Origin of the sequence: Methylocystis sp. IM3, from assembly GCF_038070105.1 — a bacterium.
GTDB lineage: Bacteria > Pseudomonadota > Alphaproteobacteria > Rhizobiales > Beijerinckiaceae > Methylocystis.
Window position 1 is genome coordinate 1344858 of sequence record NZ_JBBPBZ010000002.1, and the last position, 15333, is coordinate 1360190.

General features: G+C 67.3%; 17 protein-coding genes. 4 read left to right on the forward strand and 13 right to left on the reverse strand.

The window, feature by feature from the left end; all coding sequences use genetic code 11:
* Positions 1 to 2 precede the first annotated feature (2 nt).
* The 10 genes from WOC76_RS08335 to WOC76_RS08380 form a co-directional block, all read right to left on the reverse strand.
* Complete coding sequence (locus WOC76_RS08335; RefSeq protein ID WP_341107649.1) at positions 3 to 830, reverse strand: F0F1 ATP synthase subunit gamma; 828 nt, start codon at positions 828 to 830, stop codon at positions 3 to 5.
* Positions 827 to 2386, reverse strand: coding sequence for a F0F1 ATP synthase subunit alpha (locus WOC76_RS08340; protein ID WP_341107647.1), 1560 nt, complete (start codon positions 2384 to 2386; stop codon positions 827 to 829). Before WOC76_RS08340 ends, WOC76_RS08335 begins: the two co-directional genes overlap by 4 nt.
* Positions 2361 to 3122 carry a F0F1 ATP synthase subunit B family protein gene (locus WOC76_RS08345; protein ID WP_341107645.1) on the reverse strand — a complete coding sequence of 254 codons (762 nt, stop codon included), beginning with the start codon at positions 3120 to 3122 and terminating at the stop codon, positions 2361 to 2363. The genes WOC76_RS08340 and WOC76_RS08345 overlap by 26 nt, the downstream gene beginning before the upstream one ends.
* Before the next feature lie 9 nt (positions 3123 to 3131).
* A complete protein-coding gene (locus WOC76_RS08350) occupies positions 3132 to 3377 on the reverse strand; it encodes a F0F1 ATP synthase subunit C (protein ID WP_341107644.1) in 246 nt (81 codons plus the stop codon).
* Positions 3364 to 4077 (reverse strand): F0F1 ATP synthase subunit A, encoded by a 714-nt coding sequence (locus tag WOC76_RS08355; RefSeq protein WP_341387956.1) that lies wholly within the window; start codon positions 4075 to 4077, stop codon positions 3364 to 3366. The genes WOC76_RS08350 and WOC76_RS08355 overlap by 14 nt, the downstream gene beginning before the upstream one ends.
* Positions 4074 to 4358, reverse strand: coding sequence for an N-ATPase subunit AtpR (locus WOC76_RS08360; RefSeq protein WP_341431369.1), 285 nt, complete (start codon positions 4356 to 4358; stop codon positions 4074 to 4076). Before WOC76_RS08360 ends, WOC76_RS08355 begins: the two co-directional genes overlap by 4 nt.
* Positions 4355 to 4642 carry an AtpZ/AtpI family protein gene (locus tag WOC76_RS08365; RefSeq protein WP_341107643.1) on the reverse strand — a complete coding sequence of 96 codons (288 nt, stop codon included), beginning with the start codon at positions 4640 to 4642 and terminating at the stop codon, positions 4355 to 4357. Before WOC76_RS08365 ends, WOC76_RS08360 begins: the two co-directional genes overlap by 4 nt.
* Positions 4639 to 5094, reverse strand: a complete 456-nt coding sequence (locus WOC76_RS08370; RefSeq protein WP_341107642.1) for a F0F1 ATP synthase subunit epsilon — start codon at positions 5092 to 5094, stop codon at positions 4639 to 4641. The genes WOC76_RS08365 and WOC76_RS08370 overlap by 4 nt, the downstream gene beginning before the upstream one ends.
* A 13-nt stretch (positions 5095 to 5107) precedes the next feature.
* Positions 5108 to 6523: a F0F1 ATP synthase subunit beta gene (gene atpD / locus WOC76_RS08375; protein ID WP_341108816.1), complete on the reverse strand. Its 1416-nt coding sequence runs from the start codon at positions 6521 to 6523 to the stop codon at positions 5108 to 5110.
* Positions 6524 to 6645: 122 nt separating this feature from the next.
* Positions 6646 to 7923, reverse strand: a complete 1278-nt coding sequence (locus tag WOC76_RS08380) for a cystathionine gamma-synthase family protein (protein ID WP_341107641.1) — start codon at positions 7921 to 7923, stop codon at positions 6646 to 6648.
* A gap of 190 nt (positions 7924 to 8113) precedes the next feature.
* Here WOC76_RS08380 and WOC76_RS08385 point away from each other — a divergent pair, with 190 nt between their 5' ends.
* Positions 8114 to 9205 (forward strand): SGNH/GDSL hydrolase family protein, encoded by a 1092-nt coding sequence (locus WOC76_RS08385; protein WP_341107639.1) that lies wholly within the window; start codon positions 8114 to 8116, stop codon positions 9203 to 9205.
* A gap of 4 nt (positions 9206 to 9209) precedes the next feature.
* Here the strand turns inward: WOC76_RS08385 and WOC76_RS08390 are convergent, their stop codons facing one another.
* From WOC76_RS08390 to WOC76_RS08400, 3 genes are read right to left on the reverse strand one after another with little or no spacing between them, the layout of a single operon-like run.
* Entirely contained in the window at positions 9210 to 10502 is a 1293-nt protein-coding gene (locus WOC76_RS08390; RefSeq protein ID WP_341107638.1) for a PP2C family protein-serine/threonine phosphatase, read from the reverse strand.
* The gene (locus tag WOC76_RS08395; RefSeq protein ID WP_341107636.1) at positions 10499 to 10918 is read right to left on the reverse strand and encodes an ATP-binding protein; all 420 of its coding nucleotides are present in this window, start codon (positions 10916 to 10918) and stop codon (positions 10499 to 10501) included. The genes WOC76_RS08390 and WOC76_RS08395 overlap by 4 nt, the downstream gene beginning before the upstream one ends.
* Positions 10915 to 12828: an MFS transporter gene (locus WOC76_RS08400; RefSeq protein ID WP_341431370.1), complete on the reverse strand. Its 1914-nt coding sequence runs from the start codon at positions 12826 to 12828 to the stop codon at positions 10915 to 10917. Before WOC76_RS08400 ends, WOC76_RS08395 begins: the two co-directional genes overlap by 4 nt.
* A 117-nt stretch (positions 12829 to 12945) precedes the next feature.
* On the opposite strand from WOC76_RS08400, the gene WOC76_RS08405 reads away from it, so the two are divergent.
* From WOC76_RS08405 to pncA, 3 genes are read left to right on the forward strand one after another with little or no spacing between them, the layout of a single operon-like run.
* A complete protein-coding gene (locus WOC76_RS08405) occupies positions 12946 to 13284 on the forward strand; it encodes an STAS domain-containing protein (protein ID WP_341107632.1) in 339 nt (112 codons plus the stop codon).
* Positions 13285 to 13338: 54 nt separating this feature from the next.
* Positions 13339 to 14691 carry a nicotinate phosphoribosyltransferase gene (locus WOC76_RS08410; RefSeq protein ID WP_341107630.1) on the forward strand — a complete coding sequence of 451 codons (1353 nt, stop codon included), beginning with the start codon at positions 13339 to 13341 and terminating at the stop codon, positions 14689 to 14691.
* Positions 14688 to 15332: a bifunctional nicotinamidase/pyrazinamidase gene (pncA, locus tag WOC76_RS08415; protein ID WP_341107628.1), complete on the forward strand. Its 645-nt coding sequence runs from the start codon at positions 14688 to 14690 to the stop codon at positions 15330 to 15332. The genes WOC76_RS08410 and pncA overlap by 4 nt, the downstream gene beginning before the upstream one ends.
* The last annotated feature ends 1 nt before the right edge of the window (position 15333 follow it).

A 15333-nucleotide genomic window follows, 5' to 3' on the forward strand; every position in this document is an offset into this window, starting at 1 on the left:
TGTCACGGGCGGGAAAGCTCGACGAGCTCCTCGGTAATCTGTTCCTGACGCAACCGGCGATGGCGCATGATGAGATCGTCGATCGTCTTGCGCACATTGCTGCGCGCGGCGGTCATCGCCATCATGCGCGCCATGTTCTCGGCGGCGAAGGAGAGCAGCGCCGCTTCGCAGAGCTCGGCGAAAATATATTCCTCCGCGAGCGTTGCGATCAGTTCCGCAGGCGGCAGATTGACGAGCGGCTTCGCCTCGCGCCCAGAGACGGGAAACCGGGTGAGGTCGAGGGGGATCAGCGGTCTTGCGACAATCTCGTCGGCGCCCGATGGCGACGGAGCGCCATGGACGAGCGTGACGCGGACTGTTTCCGTTCCGGAGACGGTCGCGTAGAGCTTGCCGGCGATGCGCTCCGCGAGCAGCGGCGCGTCCGCGGCATGGGCGATCATCGGCGCGGACCACGCCGCCTTCATGCCCAGTTCGTCGGCGCTGGCGAGACCCTTCTGCCCGACAATGTAGAGCGCCGACCGGGCGCCGGCGCGGCTCGCCGCGTCGAGCACGCGCCGGTCGAAGCCGCCCACGAAGCCCTGCTCGGCGCAGAAGGCAAGGACGATGTGGCGCGTCGCCGGAGCGCGGGCCGTCCGCTCGTCTGGCGCGAGGGCGAGCGCCACGCCGATGGTCTCGCCGAGCGCATGCGCATAGGCGCGCACGCCTTCGAGACTCTGCTGCGCCTCCCGGCTGCGCGCCGCCGCAAGGCCGCGCATGGCGGTGAACACCGTCTCGAGCTGGCGTGTGGCGGCGATGCGTGCGCGCACCTCGCCGAGGCGCTCGCCGCTCATGACGCGGCTGCCTTCGCGGTCTTGACGCCGATTTCTGCGGCGATCGAGGCGACGAGCCCGACCAGCGTCTCGCGCGTCGCGTCGTCGAGCGGCGCGCCGGTCTCGCAAGCGGCGGCGACGCCCGGCGCGGCGCTGTCGATGCGGGGGCCGAGTCTGTCCCGCAGTAAGGCGATGTCGCCGGGCGGGAGCGCATCGAGCGCGCCGGCTTCGAGCGCGGCGAGCAGCGCGACCTGATCCACGACCCTGAGCAGGGCGAAACGCGGCTGATCGAGCAGCGCGCGAATACGCTGGCCGCGAAGGATATCGCCTTGCACGCGCCCTGTGGACATGCCGCCGAAGCGGCTGAACATCTCGAGCTCGAGAAATTGCGAATATTGCAGGCGCAGGCGTCCCGCGACCTGCCGCAACGCCTCGGGCTGCGCCTTGCCGCCGACGCGGCTGACGCTCAGCCCGACATCGACGGCGGGGCGCTGGTTCGCGGCGAAGAGGCGAGAGTCGAGAACGATCTGGCCGTCGGTGATGGAAATGAGATTGGTCGGGATATAGGCGGAGAGATTTCCGGCGTCCGTCTCGGCAATGGGCAGCGCCGTGAGGGAGCCGCCGCCCCTGGCCTGAGACAATTTCGCGGCGCGCTCCAGCAGCCGCGCATGCAGATAGAAAATATCGCCGGGATAGGCCTCGCGGCCCGGCGGCTCGCGGGTGAGCAGCGCCAACTCCCGATGCGTCGCGGCGTGCTTCGTCAGATCGTCAATGACGACGAGCGCATGGAGCCCACGATCGCGGAAATATTCCGCCATCGTGAATCCCGCGAAGGGCGCGATCCATTGCAGGCCGGGCGGGCTCGAAGCCGCCGCGACGACGAAGATCGTGCGCTCCGGCGCGCCGCGCGCCCGCACGGCTTCGATGACGCGCTCGACCGAGGTCGCCCGCTGGCCGATGGCCACATAGACGCAGATCATGTCGGAGCGCTTCTGATTGAGCATGGCGTCGACGGCGATCGAGGTCTTGCCCGTGGCGCGATCGCCGAGAATGAGCTCGCGCTGGCCCCGGCCGATCGAGAACATCGAATCGATGACGAGAAGGCCGGTCAGCGCCGGCGCGCTGACGAGGTCGCGGTCGATGATGCTCGGCGCCTCGCGCTCGACGGGGTGAAACGCGTCCGCGACGACCGGACCGAGGTCGTCGAGCGGGCGCCCGAGCGGGTCGATCACCCGGCCGAGCAGACCGGGACCGACCGGGGCGCTCGCCGTCTCGCCGGAGCAGAAGACCCGTGCGCCCGCCTCGATCGACGCGCCGTCGTCGAGCAGAACGACGCTGATCGCGTCGGCGTCGAGCACGGTGGCGAAGCCGAGACGGCCGCCCTCGAAACGCAAGAGCTCGTTCAACCGCGCCTGCGGCAGGCCGGAAACCCGCGCGACGCCATCGGCGAAGCTTTCGACGCGGCCGACCTCCTGCAGGGTCGGGCCCAGCGCCGCTTGCGCGACGCGGCCGCGTTGGCGTTCGAGCCACGCCCGCCAGGGGTCGGCAAGATCAGGGCGCGGGTCTTTGTGGTTCATCCGCCTCCCGCTCCTGCACCGCCGCCGCAATGCGCGCGAGATCCGCGCGCAGGCTGTTGCGGATCGCCACATGGGCGTTTTCGAGTTCGAGGCCCGCGATCACCTCCGGGTCGATCTCGACGACGAAGTCGAGGTGCCGGCCGAAGGCGCGCGCCAAGGCGCCGCGGCATTCGGCGTCCTCCTGCGCCGTGAGCGCCCGCGGCGCCTTCAGCCGCACGGGGCCGTCGCCGTCGAAATCGGCTTTCGTCTCGGGCGCGGCGGCGCCTGCCGCGCCGGCGAGGCCCTCGATGAACCCAGCGACCTGCGCGGAGGCAGGAAGGCGCTGCGCCAGCCGCCTCGAAATAACGACGGCGAGCGCGCTCGCGCCGGCCATCCGGGCCTCCCGCTCCAGCCGCGTCTCACGCTCCAAGTCCGCTCGTGCGCCCTCTCGCAGGCGCTCGGCCTCGGCCTGCGCGCCGGCGAGCAGGGCGTCTTTCTGTTTTTGCGCCTCGGCCACGACCGCAGCCAGAGCGGCGGCGCGTTTGTCGGCGAGGTCCGAAAGCGCCTGCCGCGCGTCGCTCTCGCGCGCCAGCGCCGCCGCTTTGGCGGCCTCGGCTTCTTCGAGCAAATGCGCGGCAGCGGCCTTTCGCTCGGCGATCATGTCGGCGACCGGTTTGAACAGGACGCGGCTCAACAGCCAGATCAGGACGAGCGCATTGATGGTCTGCAGCGCGAGCGTCCACCAGTCGATGCGCATGGCGCGCGCCTATTTCACGAAGGGATTGGCAAAGAGCAGCAGCAGCGCGACGACGAGGCAATAGATCGCCATGGTCTCGATCATCGCGAGGCCGACGAACAGCGTGCGCGACAAAACGCCCGCCGCCTCGGGCTGACGCCCAATCGCCTCCATCGCCGCCGCCACTGCGCGCCCTTCCGCCAGCGCCGGCCCGATGGCGCCGAAGGAAACCGCGATGGCCGCCGCGAGCACGCTGATATTCTCAATCTGGTCCATGTCCCGCTCCCGCAGACGCATTCTCGGGCCTGGCCGCCTCGTCGGGCGCAATGGCCGCCGCCGTGAAAACCATCGCCAAAACCGTAAAGATATAGGCCTGCACCGCCCCCGTCAGCAGATCGAGCGCCATCAGCGGAATGGGCACGAGAAGCCCCGCGAGCGACAGCACGATGCCCACGACGAAGACGCCGCTCATGACATTGCCGAAGAGGCGCACGATCAGGGAAAAGGTGCGCGTGATCTGCTCCACGAGATTGAGCGGAGCCATGAAGAGGCTCGGCTCGGCGAAAGTCTTGAGATAGCCGAGCGGCCCCTGGGTTCTGAGTCCGTGGTAGATCGTCGCCGCGAAGACGACGAGCGCGAGGGCGGCGTCGGTTTCGAGCCGCGCCGTCGGCGGCTCGACGCCGGGGATGAGCGCCGACCAGTTGGCGAAGAGGATGAAGAGGAAAATCCCGCCAAAGAGCGCGCGATAGGGCGCCGGATCGACGCGCATCGTGTCGCGCGCGAGCGAATCGAGCATGTCGACGACAAGCTCGGCCGCCGCCTGCATGGCGCCCGGCCTGAGCGCGAGGCGTCGCGTCGCGAGGAGGCTCGCGATAACGAGAAAGCCCATGATCCCCCAGCTCGTCGCGACGGGCGTCGAGATGGGGATGGGGCCAAGATGGAAAGCCGTGCCGACGTGAAGCGGCGAGCGGATCATGGCGCGCCCCCCAGACGGCGCAGCGCCACGCGCCTCGCCACGAGCAGTCCCGCCGCGCCCGCAAGGAGAGCGAGGGCGCCAAATTTGGCGAGGCCGAAAAAGGCGCCGGCGAGCAGCGCGAAGCGCGTCAGGAAAAGAATCAGGGCGGTCGCCGCCGAGCCCTTGTCGATCAACGCGACATTCCACCAGAGCGCCGTGAAATAGGCGTAGCCGAGCAGCGCCCCCGCGAGGGCGCCGGCGGAAAATTGCAGCGCGAGGGACGGAAAGGTCGACAGGGTCATTGGCGGGACATCCATTTCCACGCGAGCCACAGGCCGAGCGTCGCGCCGAGCATGACGAGCGGCGCCGAGAAGAAGACCCCGGAATGCATCGTCTTGTCGAGCCAGCGGCCGGCGGCGAGGCCAAGCAGCGCCGGGATGACGATGGTCCATCCGAGCACGCCGATCTGTCCGAGCCGCCGCCCGAGCGAGGGTTCCGGGTCGCGATCCCCCTCGCGTGCGCGCGCCGCGGCCTTGCGCGCGGCCTCGGCGAGCCGCTCTCCCGCTTGCGTTTCCCGCCGCGTCATTCGGCGTCTCCCTCGCCGTCGCTCATCAGGATCGATTCCGAGAGGCCGGCGGGACGAAGGTAGCGCACGAGCTGGCGCACCGCATAGGCGTGCAGGCGCGTCTGCTCGACGCGGGCGCGGCTTTCGCCGGCCGCGCGGGCGGCGGCCGCGGCGCGCACCTCGGCCTCGAGCTTGGCGAGATCGTCGCCCAGCACGCCATGCCGGCAGGCGACTCGCACCGTCGCGCCGCCGCGCACCGTCATGACGCCGCCGCGCACCGCGCAATAATGCTGTCGGTCGTCCGCGCCGCGCCACCTCAGCACGTGATCCGAGAGGGCCGTAACGAATTCGGCATGGCCCGGCAGAACGCCGAAGCCGCCGCTGGCGTCCTCGGCGCGAACCGATGTTGCGTCGGCGATATCGACGAGGAGCGCCGTGGGCGTCGAGATGATCAGCCTCAATCCCTGGCTCATCGACCCGCTCCTGTCATCGGTTTTGCGCGGCGCCGGCGCGGGCGCGCGCCGCGTCCTCCTTGGCGCGCGCCTCGTCGAGACCGCCGACCATGTAAAAGGAGCTTTCGAGCCACTCGTCGCAGGCGCCGGAAAGAATGGCGCGGCATCCTGCGATCGTGTCCGCCACGGCCACCGAGCGGCCGCCGATGCCCGTGAAACTCTCGGTGACGACGAAGGGCTGCGTGAGAAAGCGTTGCAGCCGCCGCGCGCGGCCGACGAGCAGCCGGTCCTCGGCGGCAAGCTCCTCGACGCCGAGCAGCGCGATCACATCCTGCAACTCGCGATAATGTTCGATGACGCGGCGCGACTCCGTCGCGACCTCGGCGTGGTCCGGCCCGACGACCAGCGGGTCGAGCAGGACGGACGACGATTGAATGGGGTCGATCGCCGGATACATGCCCTCCGCCGCCATCTGGCGGGAGAGCACCACCATGCTGTCGACATGCGCGGCGATGGTCGTCACCGCCGGATCGGTGAAATCGTCGGCCGGCACATAGACCGCTTCGATCGCCGTCACCGACGCGCCGCCGACCGAGGCGATGCGCTCCTGCAAGGCAGCGACCTCGCTCGCGAGCGTCGGCTGATAACCGACGCGCGAGGGCATGCGCCCGAGAAGCCCCGAGACTTCCGCGCCCGCCTGAACGAAGCGAAAGACATTGTCCATCAGGAGCAGAACGTTCTGCCGTTTCTCGTCGCGGAAATATTCGGCGATGGTCAGAGCCGTGAGCGGCGCGCGCCAGCGGGCGCCGGGCGGCTCGTTCATTTGCCCATAGACGAGCACGCTTCTGTCGAGCACGCCGTAGCGGCGCATGTCGAGCAGCATTTCGTGCCCCTCGCGCGAGCGCTCGCCGACGCCCGCGAAGACCGAAAGGCCCTTGTAGCGCGACGCCATGGCGTGAATGAGCTCCATCACCAGAACCGTCTTGCCGACGCCGGCGCCGCCGAACATGGCGGCCTTGCCGCCGAGCGCGAGCGGCGTGAGCAGATCGATCGCCTTCACGCCTGTTTCGAAGATTTCGGCGCGGCCGCTTTGCTGCGAAAGCGGCGGCGGCGCGCGGTGGATGGGGCGACGCGGCGCGTCCCCTGGCAGCGGCGGGCCATTGTCGCCGATGTTTCCGGCAAGGTCGATCAGCCGCCCGAGCACGGCGTCGCCGACCGGCGTCTCAATCGGCGCGCCTGTCGCGACGGCCTGCGTCCCGCGCCGCAGACCAATGGTCGAGCGCAAGGCGATGGCGCGCGCCACATGCGGATCGACATGAGCCTGCACCTCCGCAAGGATCGTCTCGCCGTCGTCCCGCTCGATCAGAAGCGCCTCGTCGATCGCCGGCAGGGCGTGGGCGGGGAAGGCCACGTCGAGGACGGCGCCGCGCACCGCGACGACTTTTCCCATCCGCGCCCGAGACGCATGTTCTTGCTCTTCGCCCACTCGAGTCCCCCCGCGCGGTCGCCCTTGCGAGCGCATCATCGGTCAGATCCGAGTTTCTTTCCAGTGGGGCGCAATCCGGACGAACCTCATCCGAACGCCTGCGCAATGTCGGCGACAAGATCGTCGGGATGTTCGATGCCGATCGACATGCGTACGAGCGCCGGGGTAATGCCGATTTCGCGCCGCGCCTCTTCGCTGAGGCCCGAATGCACCGTCGTCGTCGGATGGCAGATGAGGGATTCGGTGCCGCCGAGGCTGACCGCAAGCTTGAAGATTTGCAGCCGGTTGAGGAAGTCGAAGGCTTCCGCCTGTCCGCCCACGACCTCGAAGGAGAAGGTCGATCCCGCGGACCGCGATTGGCGCGCCATCAGCTGGCGGGCGGGATGGTCGTTCGCAAGCAGCGGCGGGTAATGTACGCTGGCGACCTTCGGATGTTCCGACAGGAACCGCGCCACGATCGCCGCATTGCTCGCGGCCCTCTCCATGCGCAGAGACAGCGTCTCGAGCGAGCGCGTGAGCATCCAGCAGGAATGCGGATCGAGTTGCGTGCCGATCGCGCTGCGCATGGTGCGCACGGGTTTGAGGTCGGCCGCCGAGCCGAGGATGGCGCCGCCGATCAAGTCGCTGTGGCCGCCGACATATTTCGTGAGCGAATAGAGCGACAGATCGGCGCCATGGGCGAGCGGCGACTGAAAGACGGGTCCGAGCAGCGTATTGTCGCAGCAGACGATGGGCCGCGCTCCCTGGCGCGCGCCGATTTCTTCGGCGATGCGCCGCACGAGGGCGATGTCGACGAGGCTGTTCATCGGGTTGGACGGCGTCTCGATGAAAATCATCGCGATGCGGCCTTCGTCGCCTGCGCGCGCGGCGGCGGCGCGGATGTTTTCGGCATCGAGTCCATTGGTGAAGCCGACGCCTTTGACGCCGAGCGGCGCAAGCGTCTTGTCGATCAGAACCTCGGTGCCGCCGTAAAGCGGCCGGCTGTGCAGCACCATTTCGCCCGGCCGCACATAAGCGAGCATTGTCGTGGCGATCGCCGCCATGCCGGATGCGAAGACGAGCCCGGCCTCGGCCTTCTCGTGAATGGCGAGGCGATCCTCGACGATCTCGAGATTGGGATGGTTGAAGCGCGAATAGACGAGCCCCGGCGGCGCATCGACGGGCATTGGCTGCCGTCCGGCCATGTAATCGAAGAAGTCGCGGCCCTGCTCGGCGGTCTTGAACACGAATGTCGAGGTGAGGAAAACCGGCGGCTTGACGGACCCCTCCGAAAGGCTCGGGTCATAGCCATAGCTGAGCATCAGCGTTTCCGCCTGCAGCTCACGCCCGCCGATTTTCGATTTGTGGTAACGCGAGGCGCCCATATCCGGTCCTTTCCGGCTGGAGGTCTGTCTGCTTTATGAAAGCTAAATAGCGCCGGGCGCGGCAAGGTCTTTCCATCGAAGGGCCCGGCCTGGGCTTGGACTTGTCCGCGTTGCTGAATTGGGGCAGTTTCCGGCCGATTTCAAAAAGCTGTCCCGCGCGGCGCGGATGGCGCCTGGGGACAAGGTCAAGATGCAGAAAACTACTTCGCCGGGCGTGAAGATCGCGGCCTTCATTTTCAGCGCGGCCTTGTTCGGCGCCGCCGTCGTCGGCCTGGATGCGGCGATCTCGCGTCTTTCGCCGACCGGAGTGAACGAGCTCGATCCGAAGCTCGGCTGGCGACTGAAAAAGAACCTCGTCTATCACAGGGAAAAAACCGCGTTGAGCGGCCGAAAATTTGACGTGACGCTCACGACCGACGCCCACGGCGCGCGCACCTTCGGCGCGAACCGCGACGCCCCGGTGAAAATCCTCGTCCTGGGGGACTCCTATACGGGAGAGCCTTACGCTTCCGACGATCAGATGTGGTACGCGGCCTTTGTCCGTCGTCTCGCCGCGCTGACCAACCGGCCGCAGGAGGATTTTTACGTCGTCGCGGCGGCGTCGGGGGGCTACGGCACGCTGCAAAGCCTCATGCTGGCGGAGGAGGTCAAGGCGTTCTACACGCCGACCCTCCTCGTGCATCAGTTCTGCGACAATGATTTCGCCAACAACAGTTTCGAGCTCGAACATAAATCCGTCGTGTTGAACCAGTGGATGCTCAGGCCCTATCTCGCCAAGGATCGGCAGACGGTCATTTTCCACGAGGGGACGCTGGCGCGGCTTTATCGCTCGATGCTCTTTCGCTCCTCGCTCTTCGGGCTCTTCGACAGAGCCTTGCAGGTTTCCCTGTCCAACCATTACGGCGGCTATCTCATGATCTCGCAGAAGGACAAGGACGCCTATCTGAAAGAGGTGAGAGCCACGACCTACGATCCCGAGGCGATCGATCTGACGCGCTTTCTTCTCGCCAAAATCCGCAAGGATTTCGATGCGATTCCGGCTGTGCTGGTCGATTGTCCCATTGAACAGTCCTCCTTCAACCGCATCTGGGTCGACGCCGCGAAGGACGCTGGCTTCACGCCGATTACGGCGCCGTCCGATTATCTCGTCGAGGCGAAGATGCGTGGCGAAAGCGACCTCTTCGGCGCCGATGGCGCGCATCTCTCGGAGCGCGGCAACGAGGTCATGGGACGCATTCTGGCGGAGCAGGTCAAAGAGCTGGGCGTGATGGGGGGCAAGTAAAAGCTTACTGGCCGCCCTTTCGCTCGATCGCCAGACAGCCGATGTCGTCGGCCTGCTCCTCCTCTCCGGCAAAGGCGTCGACAGAAGCGAAGAGCGCCGTCAGAAGTTCGGAAGGCGGCGCCTGGGCTGCGGCTTCGACCGTCTGAACGAAGCGGGCGTCGCCATATTCCTCTTTGGCGACGTTCATCGCTTCGGTGACGCCGTCCGTGACCAGAACGAGCTTGTCGTTCGGCTTCATCCGCAGCGATGCGCCCCTTATGGCGCAGCCCGCGTCGATGCCGAGAGGCGCCCCCGTCGATTTCAGTCGCGTGAGCGTTCCATCCGCCGACAGCAGAACCGGCGGGACATGCCCGCAATTGGCGTAGCGCATGTCGCCGTCGCGCAGGTTCAGCACGCCGAAAAAGACCGTGGCGAACATCGTCGCGTCGTTCTCCTCGCAGAGCTGGACATTGGCGCGATGCAGCGCCGCCTCGACGTCCCGCCCCTCGCGGCCGAGCGTTCTGAGAAGCGTGACGGCGACCGAGGCGAAAAGGCTTGCGGGCGTTCCTTTTCCGCACACATCGCCGATTGCGATGGCCAGCCTGTCGTCGTCGATCAGGAAGAAATCGTAGAAATCGCCGCCGACCTCGCGCGCCGGGCGCATGCGCGCGGCGATTTCGACATCCTGACGCAGGCGATTCAGCGCGGCGTCCTTGGGCAGGAGCGACTGCTGGATGAGCGCCGCGCTCGCCATCTCGTCCTCGCGGCGCCGCTTGTGGACGATCTCGCCCGCAAAGCGGCGGAAGGCCGCCGCGAAAGCCGCGAGCGCCGGCGGCGGATGGTCGAGGTCTTCGAGAATGCGGCTGTCGAACTGACGCTTTTCGAGCGCGGCGAGCGCGTTGGCGTAAAGCGCCAGCGCCTCGTTCACGGCGGCGATTTGTCGGCCGAGTTGCTCCAGCGCCCCGAGGAGGAGGTCCGGCGACTGGCGCCCGAGCGCGAGCAGTTCCGCGCGATCGATCTCGTACAGGCGCGCGGGCGTCGCCGCCGCGATGCTCGCCGTGCGCGGCAGTCCGGCAAAGGCGCCGATCTCGCCGATGAGGCGGGGCGCGTGCAAAGTGGCGAGGGGCGCCGCGCCATAGGCGGTCTCGGCATAGACCTCGACGGCGCCGTCGTCGAGGAAGAAGGCGGAATCGCTTGGTTCGCCCTGTCGAACCAGCGTCTCGCCTTGTTGCAGGTCGATCTCGCGCGCGGATCCAAGAAGCTTTGTGATCGCTTCGCGTGTCGCGCCTTCAGACGGATTCCTGTCGGGGCCGGTCATGGGTCGCTCTCGCGGCTGAAGTCGAGGATGAGCCAGTTACCGCTCTCCGTGCGGCGGTAGTCGATGCGCGCCGCGAAGCGCCGGACAAGCGAGAGGCCCCAGCCGCCCGGTCGGGACTCATCGAGCGACGCGTCGGTTCGTCTCTCAGGCGCCGCGGCGAGATCGAAGGCCGCGCCATCGTCTTCGAGTGTCAGCCGGAGGCGATCCGGAAGGGATTCGAGCATAACGGAGAGCGTCAAGCGGGAGCGCCCTCCATGCCGGATCGCGTTGACGAGAATCTCCTCGGCGCAGAGCTGCGCGCCGAAGGATTGTCGTTGCGTCGCGCCGAGCGCGTCGGCTTGCGCGGCGATCCAGGCGACCGCCGTCTGAATGTCGGCGGCGGCGAGGCTGAACCGTTCCGACGCCCTCCGCGTCAAGACGCGTCCTCGGCTTCCGCGTCAGCGCCGATGAGGATCGCCATGGCGAGGGAGATCAGCGCGGCGAGCGTCAGGTAAAAGGCGGGGGCGAGGGCGTAGCCGGTGACCTTGATGAGAAAGACCGCCACCATCGGAACCGTTCCGCCGAAGACCGAAAGCGCGAGATTATAGCCGATGGAGAGGCCCGAGCATCTCACATGTTTGGGGAAGGCTTCGACCAGAAAGGCCGGGCTCGCGCCGTAGCAGGACATGAACAGCGCGAAGGCGCATTGGCCGGCGAGCATGGCCCCGACATGCGGGACGCTCATGAGCCGGAAAATCGGCCAGGCGAACAGCGCGAGCCCCGCCGCGCCGATCATCAGCACGGGCTTGCGCCCGATCCTGTCGGATAACGCGCCGGCGAGCGGCGTGATGATCAGCATGAGAAAGAGCGCGATGCTGTTGATCGTCAGCGCCATCGAGGCGGAAAGGTGATGCTGCTCCTTCAGCCAGGTCGAGACATAGACGAAGCAGAGATAAAAACCGACGCCATTGCCGAGCGTGAAGCCCACGACCTTCAAGATCGTGCGCCACTGCGTGCGGAATGCGTCCGAGAGCGGCGATTTGCGCGCCTCTTCGGTCTGGACGATCGCCTGATCGGGCGGCAGGCGGCGGCGGATGACGAAGACCACGAGGCCGATGAGCAGGCCCGTGAAGAAGGCGAGGCGCCATCCCCAGCTTGCGGCCGCCTGCTGGGGCAGAAACGCCATCAGCGTCGCGCCCACGGCCGAGCCGAGAAGGAGACCGCCCAGCGCGCCGAAGGGGGCGAAGCTGCCGACGAGGCCGCGCCGGCGCGCCTGCGCCTCTTCGACGAGCAGCACCATGGAGGTCGTATATTCGCCGCCGACCGCAAGGCCCTGCGCGAGGCGCAGGAGGATCAGCAGGGCAGGGGCCGCGATGCCGATCTGCTGATAGGTCGGCAACAACGCCATCAGCAGCGTCGGAATGATCATCAATATGACGGAGCTGACGACGGCCGCGCGCCGGCCGAGACGGTCGCCGATATGTCCGAAGAGCAGCCCGCCGAGCGGACGCGCGATGAAGCCGACGGCGAAGACGCCGAAAGAGGCGATGAGCGACGTCGAGGGATCGTGCGACGGGAAGAATTGCGTGCCGATGGCGGCGGCGAAGAAGCCATAGACGCCGAAATCGTACCATTCCATCACATTGCCGGCGAGGCCCGCGATGACCGTGCGCCGTTCGGCGGCGCGCGTCTCCAGATTGACCTCATGCGCCGTGCGCGCGATCTCGCCGCCGATCAGGTCCATGCGCGCAATCTGGCGGATGCGCGGCTTGACCCGTTCGAGCTCTTTCGGCGTCAGGATGCGCTCGAAGACGAAAGACGCGTCGGCGAGAGAGGTCAGCGCGACATCGGCGGGCGATGGAATGTCGTCGTTGTAGAGCAGGGCGAGGATGCGCTTTTTTGCCTCCGGCCGTTCCTGACCCTCGACCACCGGATAGCGGCGCTCCTTGAGCACCCAGAGGAAGGCGTGATGGCTCTGGCGCAGAATGCCGCGCGCGCAGAGCGCGGAAAGCGCCGCCTTGCGCATGGCGGGCGCGTGGCGCGAGAGGCGCGTGATCCATTCCTGCGCGCCGAGACGCCGCTGTTCGGCGACGATTTCGGCCAGCGCGAGATCGAGGGAGGCGTCGCCCGTGGGCGTGGCGTCCACGGCGAAGACGCCGCCGAGGTCCGCGTCGATGCGTCCGCGCAGCGCGAGATCCATGAGGGCCGCGCCGGCGATGCCGCAATTGAGATAGATCTCCGGCACGCTGTCGAATTCGCCGCCGCTGTCTTCGAGGGTCAGGAGCAGAAATTCCTCGATCAGACTGATCTGCGTCGACGACGCAGGGCGATCAACGGTCAAGCTCATGTCGGCTCCTCGAAGAAGCCTCTTCCGCTGGACGGCGGGCGGGAAGAGGGTCTAAAGCTACGGCGGCTTCGCAATAATATGCGGCGGTTACATAACCGTCACCGGGGAAAAGACAAAATGGATCTGAGCCATGAGGTTTCGAACGGCCTGCTCGTGGTCAGGCCGAAGAGCCGCATCGACAGCGGCACAGCGGCGTCCTTCGAGACGCAATGCGCGGCCCTGCTCGAAAAGGGTCCGCACAAGATCGTGATCGACTTGTCAGAGGTGGATTACGTCAGCTCCGCCGGACTGAGAGCGCTCCTCATCGCCGCGAAGAAAGCGAAATCCCTCGGCGGCGCGTTGACGCTGTGCGGCCTGCGCGGGAGCGTGAGCGAAGTGATGGCGGTGAGCGGCTTCGACGCCATGCTCGGCGCGCATCCGGGCGTCGAGGAGGCCGCGGCCGCTCTCGCGGGCTGAGCGCGCAGGATCAGAGCTTCGCGCGTTACCATCTTGAAACCGGAGAGAGAGAGGATGGATCGCGCGAGCCCGCTTCTGACCGATCTCTACCAGCTCAAGATGATCGACGCCTATCTGGCGCATGGCGTCGTCGAGACGGCCGTTTTCGAGTTCTTCGTGCGCAGGCTGCCGCCGGGCCGGGGCTTCCTCATGGCGGCGGGGCTCGAGCAGGCGCTCGACTTTCTGGAAGGCCTCGCCTTTTCGAGCGAGGACATCGCCTGGCTTGCGCGCTCGGGAATGTTCGGTCCGGCCGTTCTCGAGCGGCTCGCCGATTTCCGCTTCACCGGCGATGTGCACGCCATGCCGGAGGGGACGGTCTTTTTTCCCGACGAGCCTATCCTGCGCGTCACCGCGCCGTTGCCGCAGGCGCAGCTCGTCGAAACGCGGCTGATCAATATCCTGCACTTCCAGACGATCGTCGCCTCGAAGGCGGCGCGTCATGTCCTGCTGGCGCAAGGTCGGCGGCTCGTGGATTTCGGCCTGCGCCGCGCTCATGGCGCCGAAGCCGGGCTGATGGCGGCGCGGGCGAGCTATCTTGCGGGCTATGACGGCACGGCGACCGTGCTCGCCGGCAAATGTTTCGGCGTGCCGCTCTTTGGCACGATGGCGCATTCCTTCATCCAGGCGTTCGACGACGAGAGCCGCGCCTTCGAGGCTTTCGCGCAGACGCATCCGGAAGATCTCGTGCTGCTGCTCGACACCTATGACACTGCGGCGGCGGCGCGCAAACTCGTTGCGCTGGCGCCGCGCCTCCAAGCGCGCGGCGTGACGATCAAGGCCGTCCGGCTCGATAGCGGCGATCTCGTCTCCCTGTCGAAAAGCGTGCGCGCGATTCTCGACGAGGGCGGGCTGACGGAGGTGGGCATTCTCGTCAGCGGCGGCTTGGACGACGCCGACATTCGCACGATCCTCGACGCGCGCGCGCCGGTCGACGGATTTGGGATCGGCACGAGCCTCACGATTTCCGCCGACGCGCCGTCGCTCGACTGCGCCTACAAGCTCGAGGAATATGCGGGCGTCGCGCAGCGCAAGCGTTCGGCTGGCAAGGCGACCCTGCCGGGACGCAAGCAGGTCTGGCGGCGTTTCGGCGCCGATGGCCGCATGTGCGGCGACGTGATTTCCCTGGAGCAGGACGCCGTGGCGGGCGAGCCCTTGCTCGTTCCCGTCATGCGGCAGGGGCGCCGCGTCGCCGCCGCGCCAACGATGGCGGAGAGCCGCGCGCGCGCCAGCGACAATCTTGCGCGGCTTCCCGCCTCCTTGCAGCGGCTCGACGCGGCCGCCACTTACGACGTCGAAATTGGCGAGCCCTTGCTGGCGCTGGCGCGCAATGTCGATCGCCGCACCGGCGGCGTCCCGGAGGCTTCATGAGCCAGACGCTCTTTGCTGGCGCGCATGACGCGCTCCTCGTCGTGGATGTGCAGAACGACTTCTGCCCCGGCGGCGCGCTGGCGATTGCGCATGCCGGCGAAGCGATCCCGCGCATCAACGCCCTCGCGGGCGCCTTTCGGCATGTGACGCTGACGCAGGACTGGCATCCGCCGGGGCATGTGTCTTTCGCCTCTTCACATGCAGGCCGCCAGCCGTTCGACGTGATGCAACTCCCCTATGGCGAGCAGGCTCTTTGGCCGGATCACTGCATTCAGGGAACATTCGGCGCAGACTTTCATCCGGATTTGTGCGTCCCGCATGCGCAACTCATCCTGCGCAAGGGAGCTCATGTGGAAATCGACTCCTATTCCGCCTTCTTCGAGAATGACGGAAGGACGCCGACCGGTCTTGCCGGCTATCTGCGCGAGCGCGGCATGACGCGCGTTTTCATCGCCGGGCTGGCGCTCGATTTCTGTGTGCGTTTTTCGGCGGAGGACGCGACGCGGCTCGGGTTCGACGCCGTCATCGTCGAAGACGCCTGCTGTGCGATCGACCGCAACGGATCGCTCGCCGCGGCGCGTGCGAGCCTCGCCGCGCATCATGCGGCCTTCGTCCCGAGCGACGCCATCGAGCGCCTGTAGG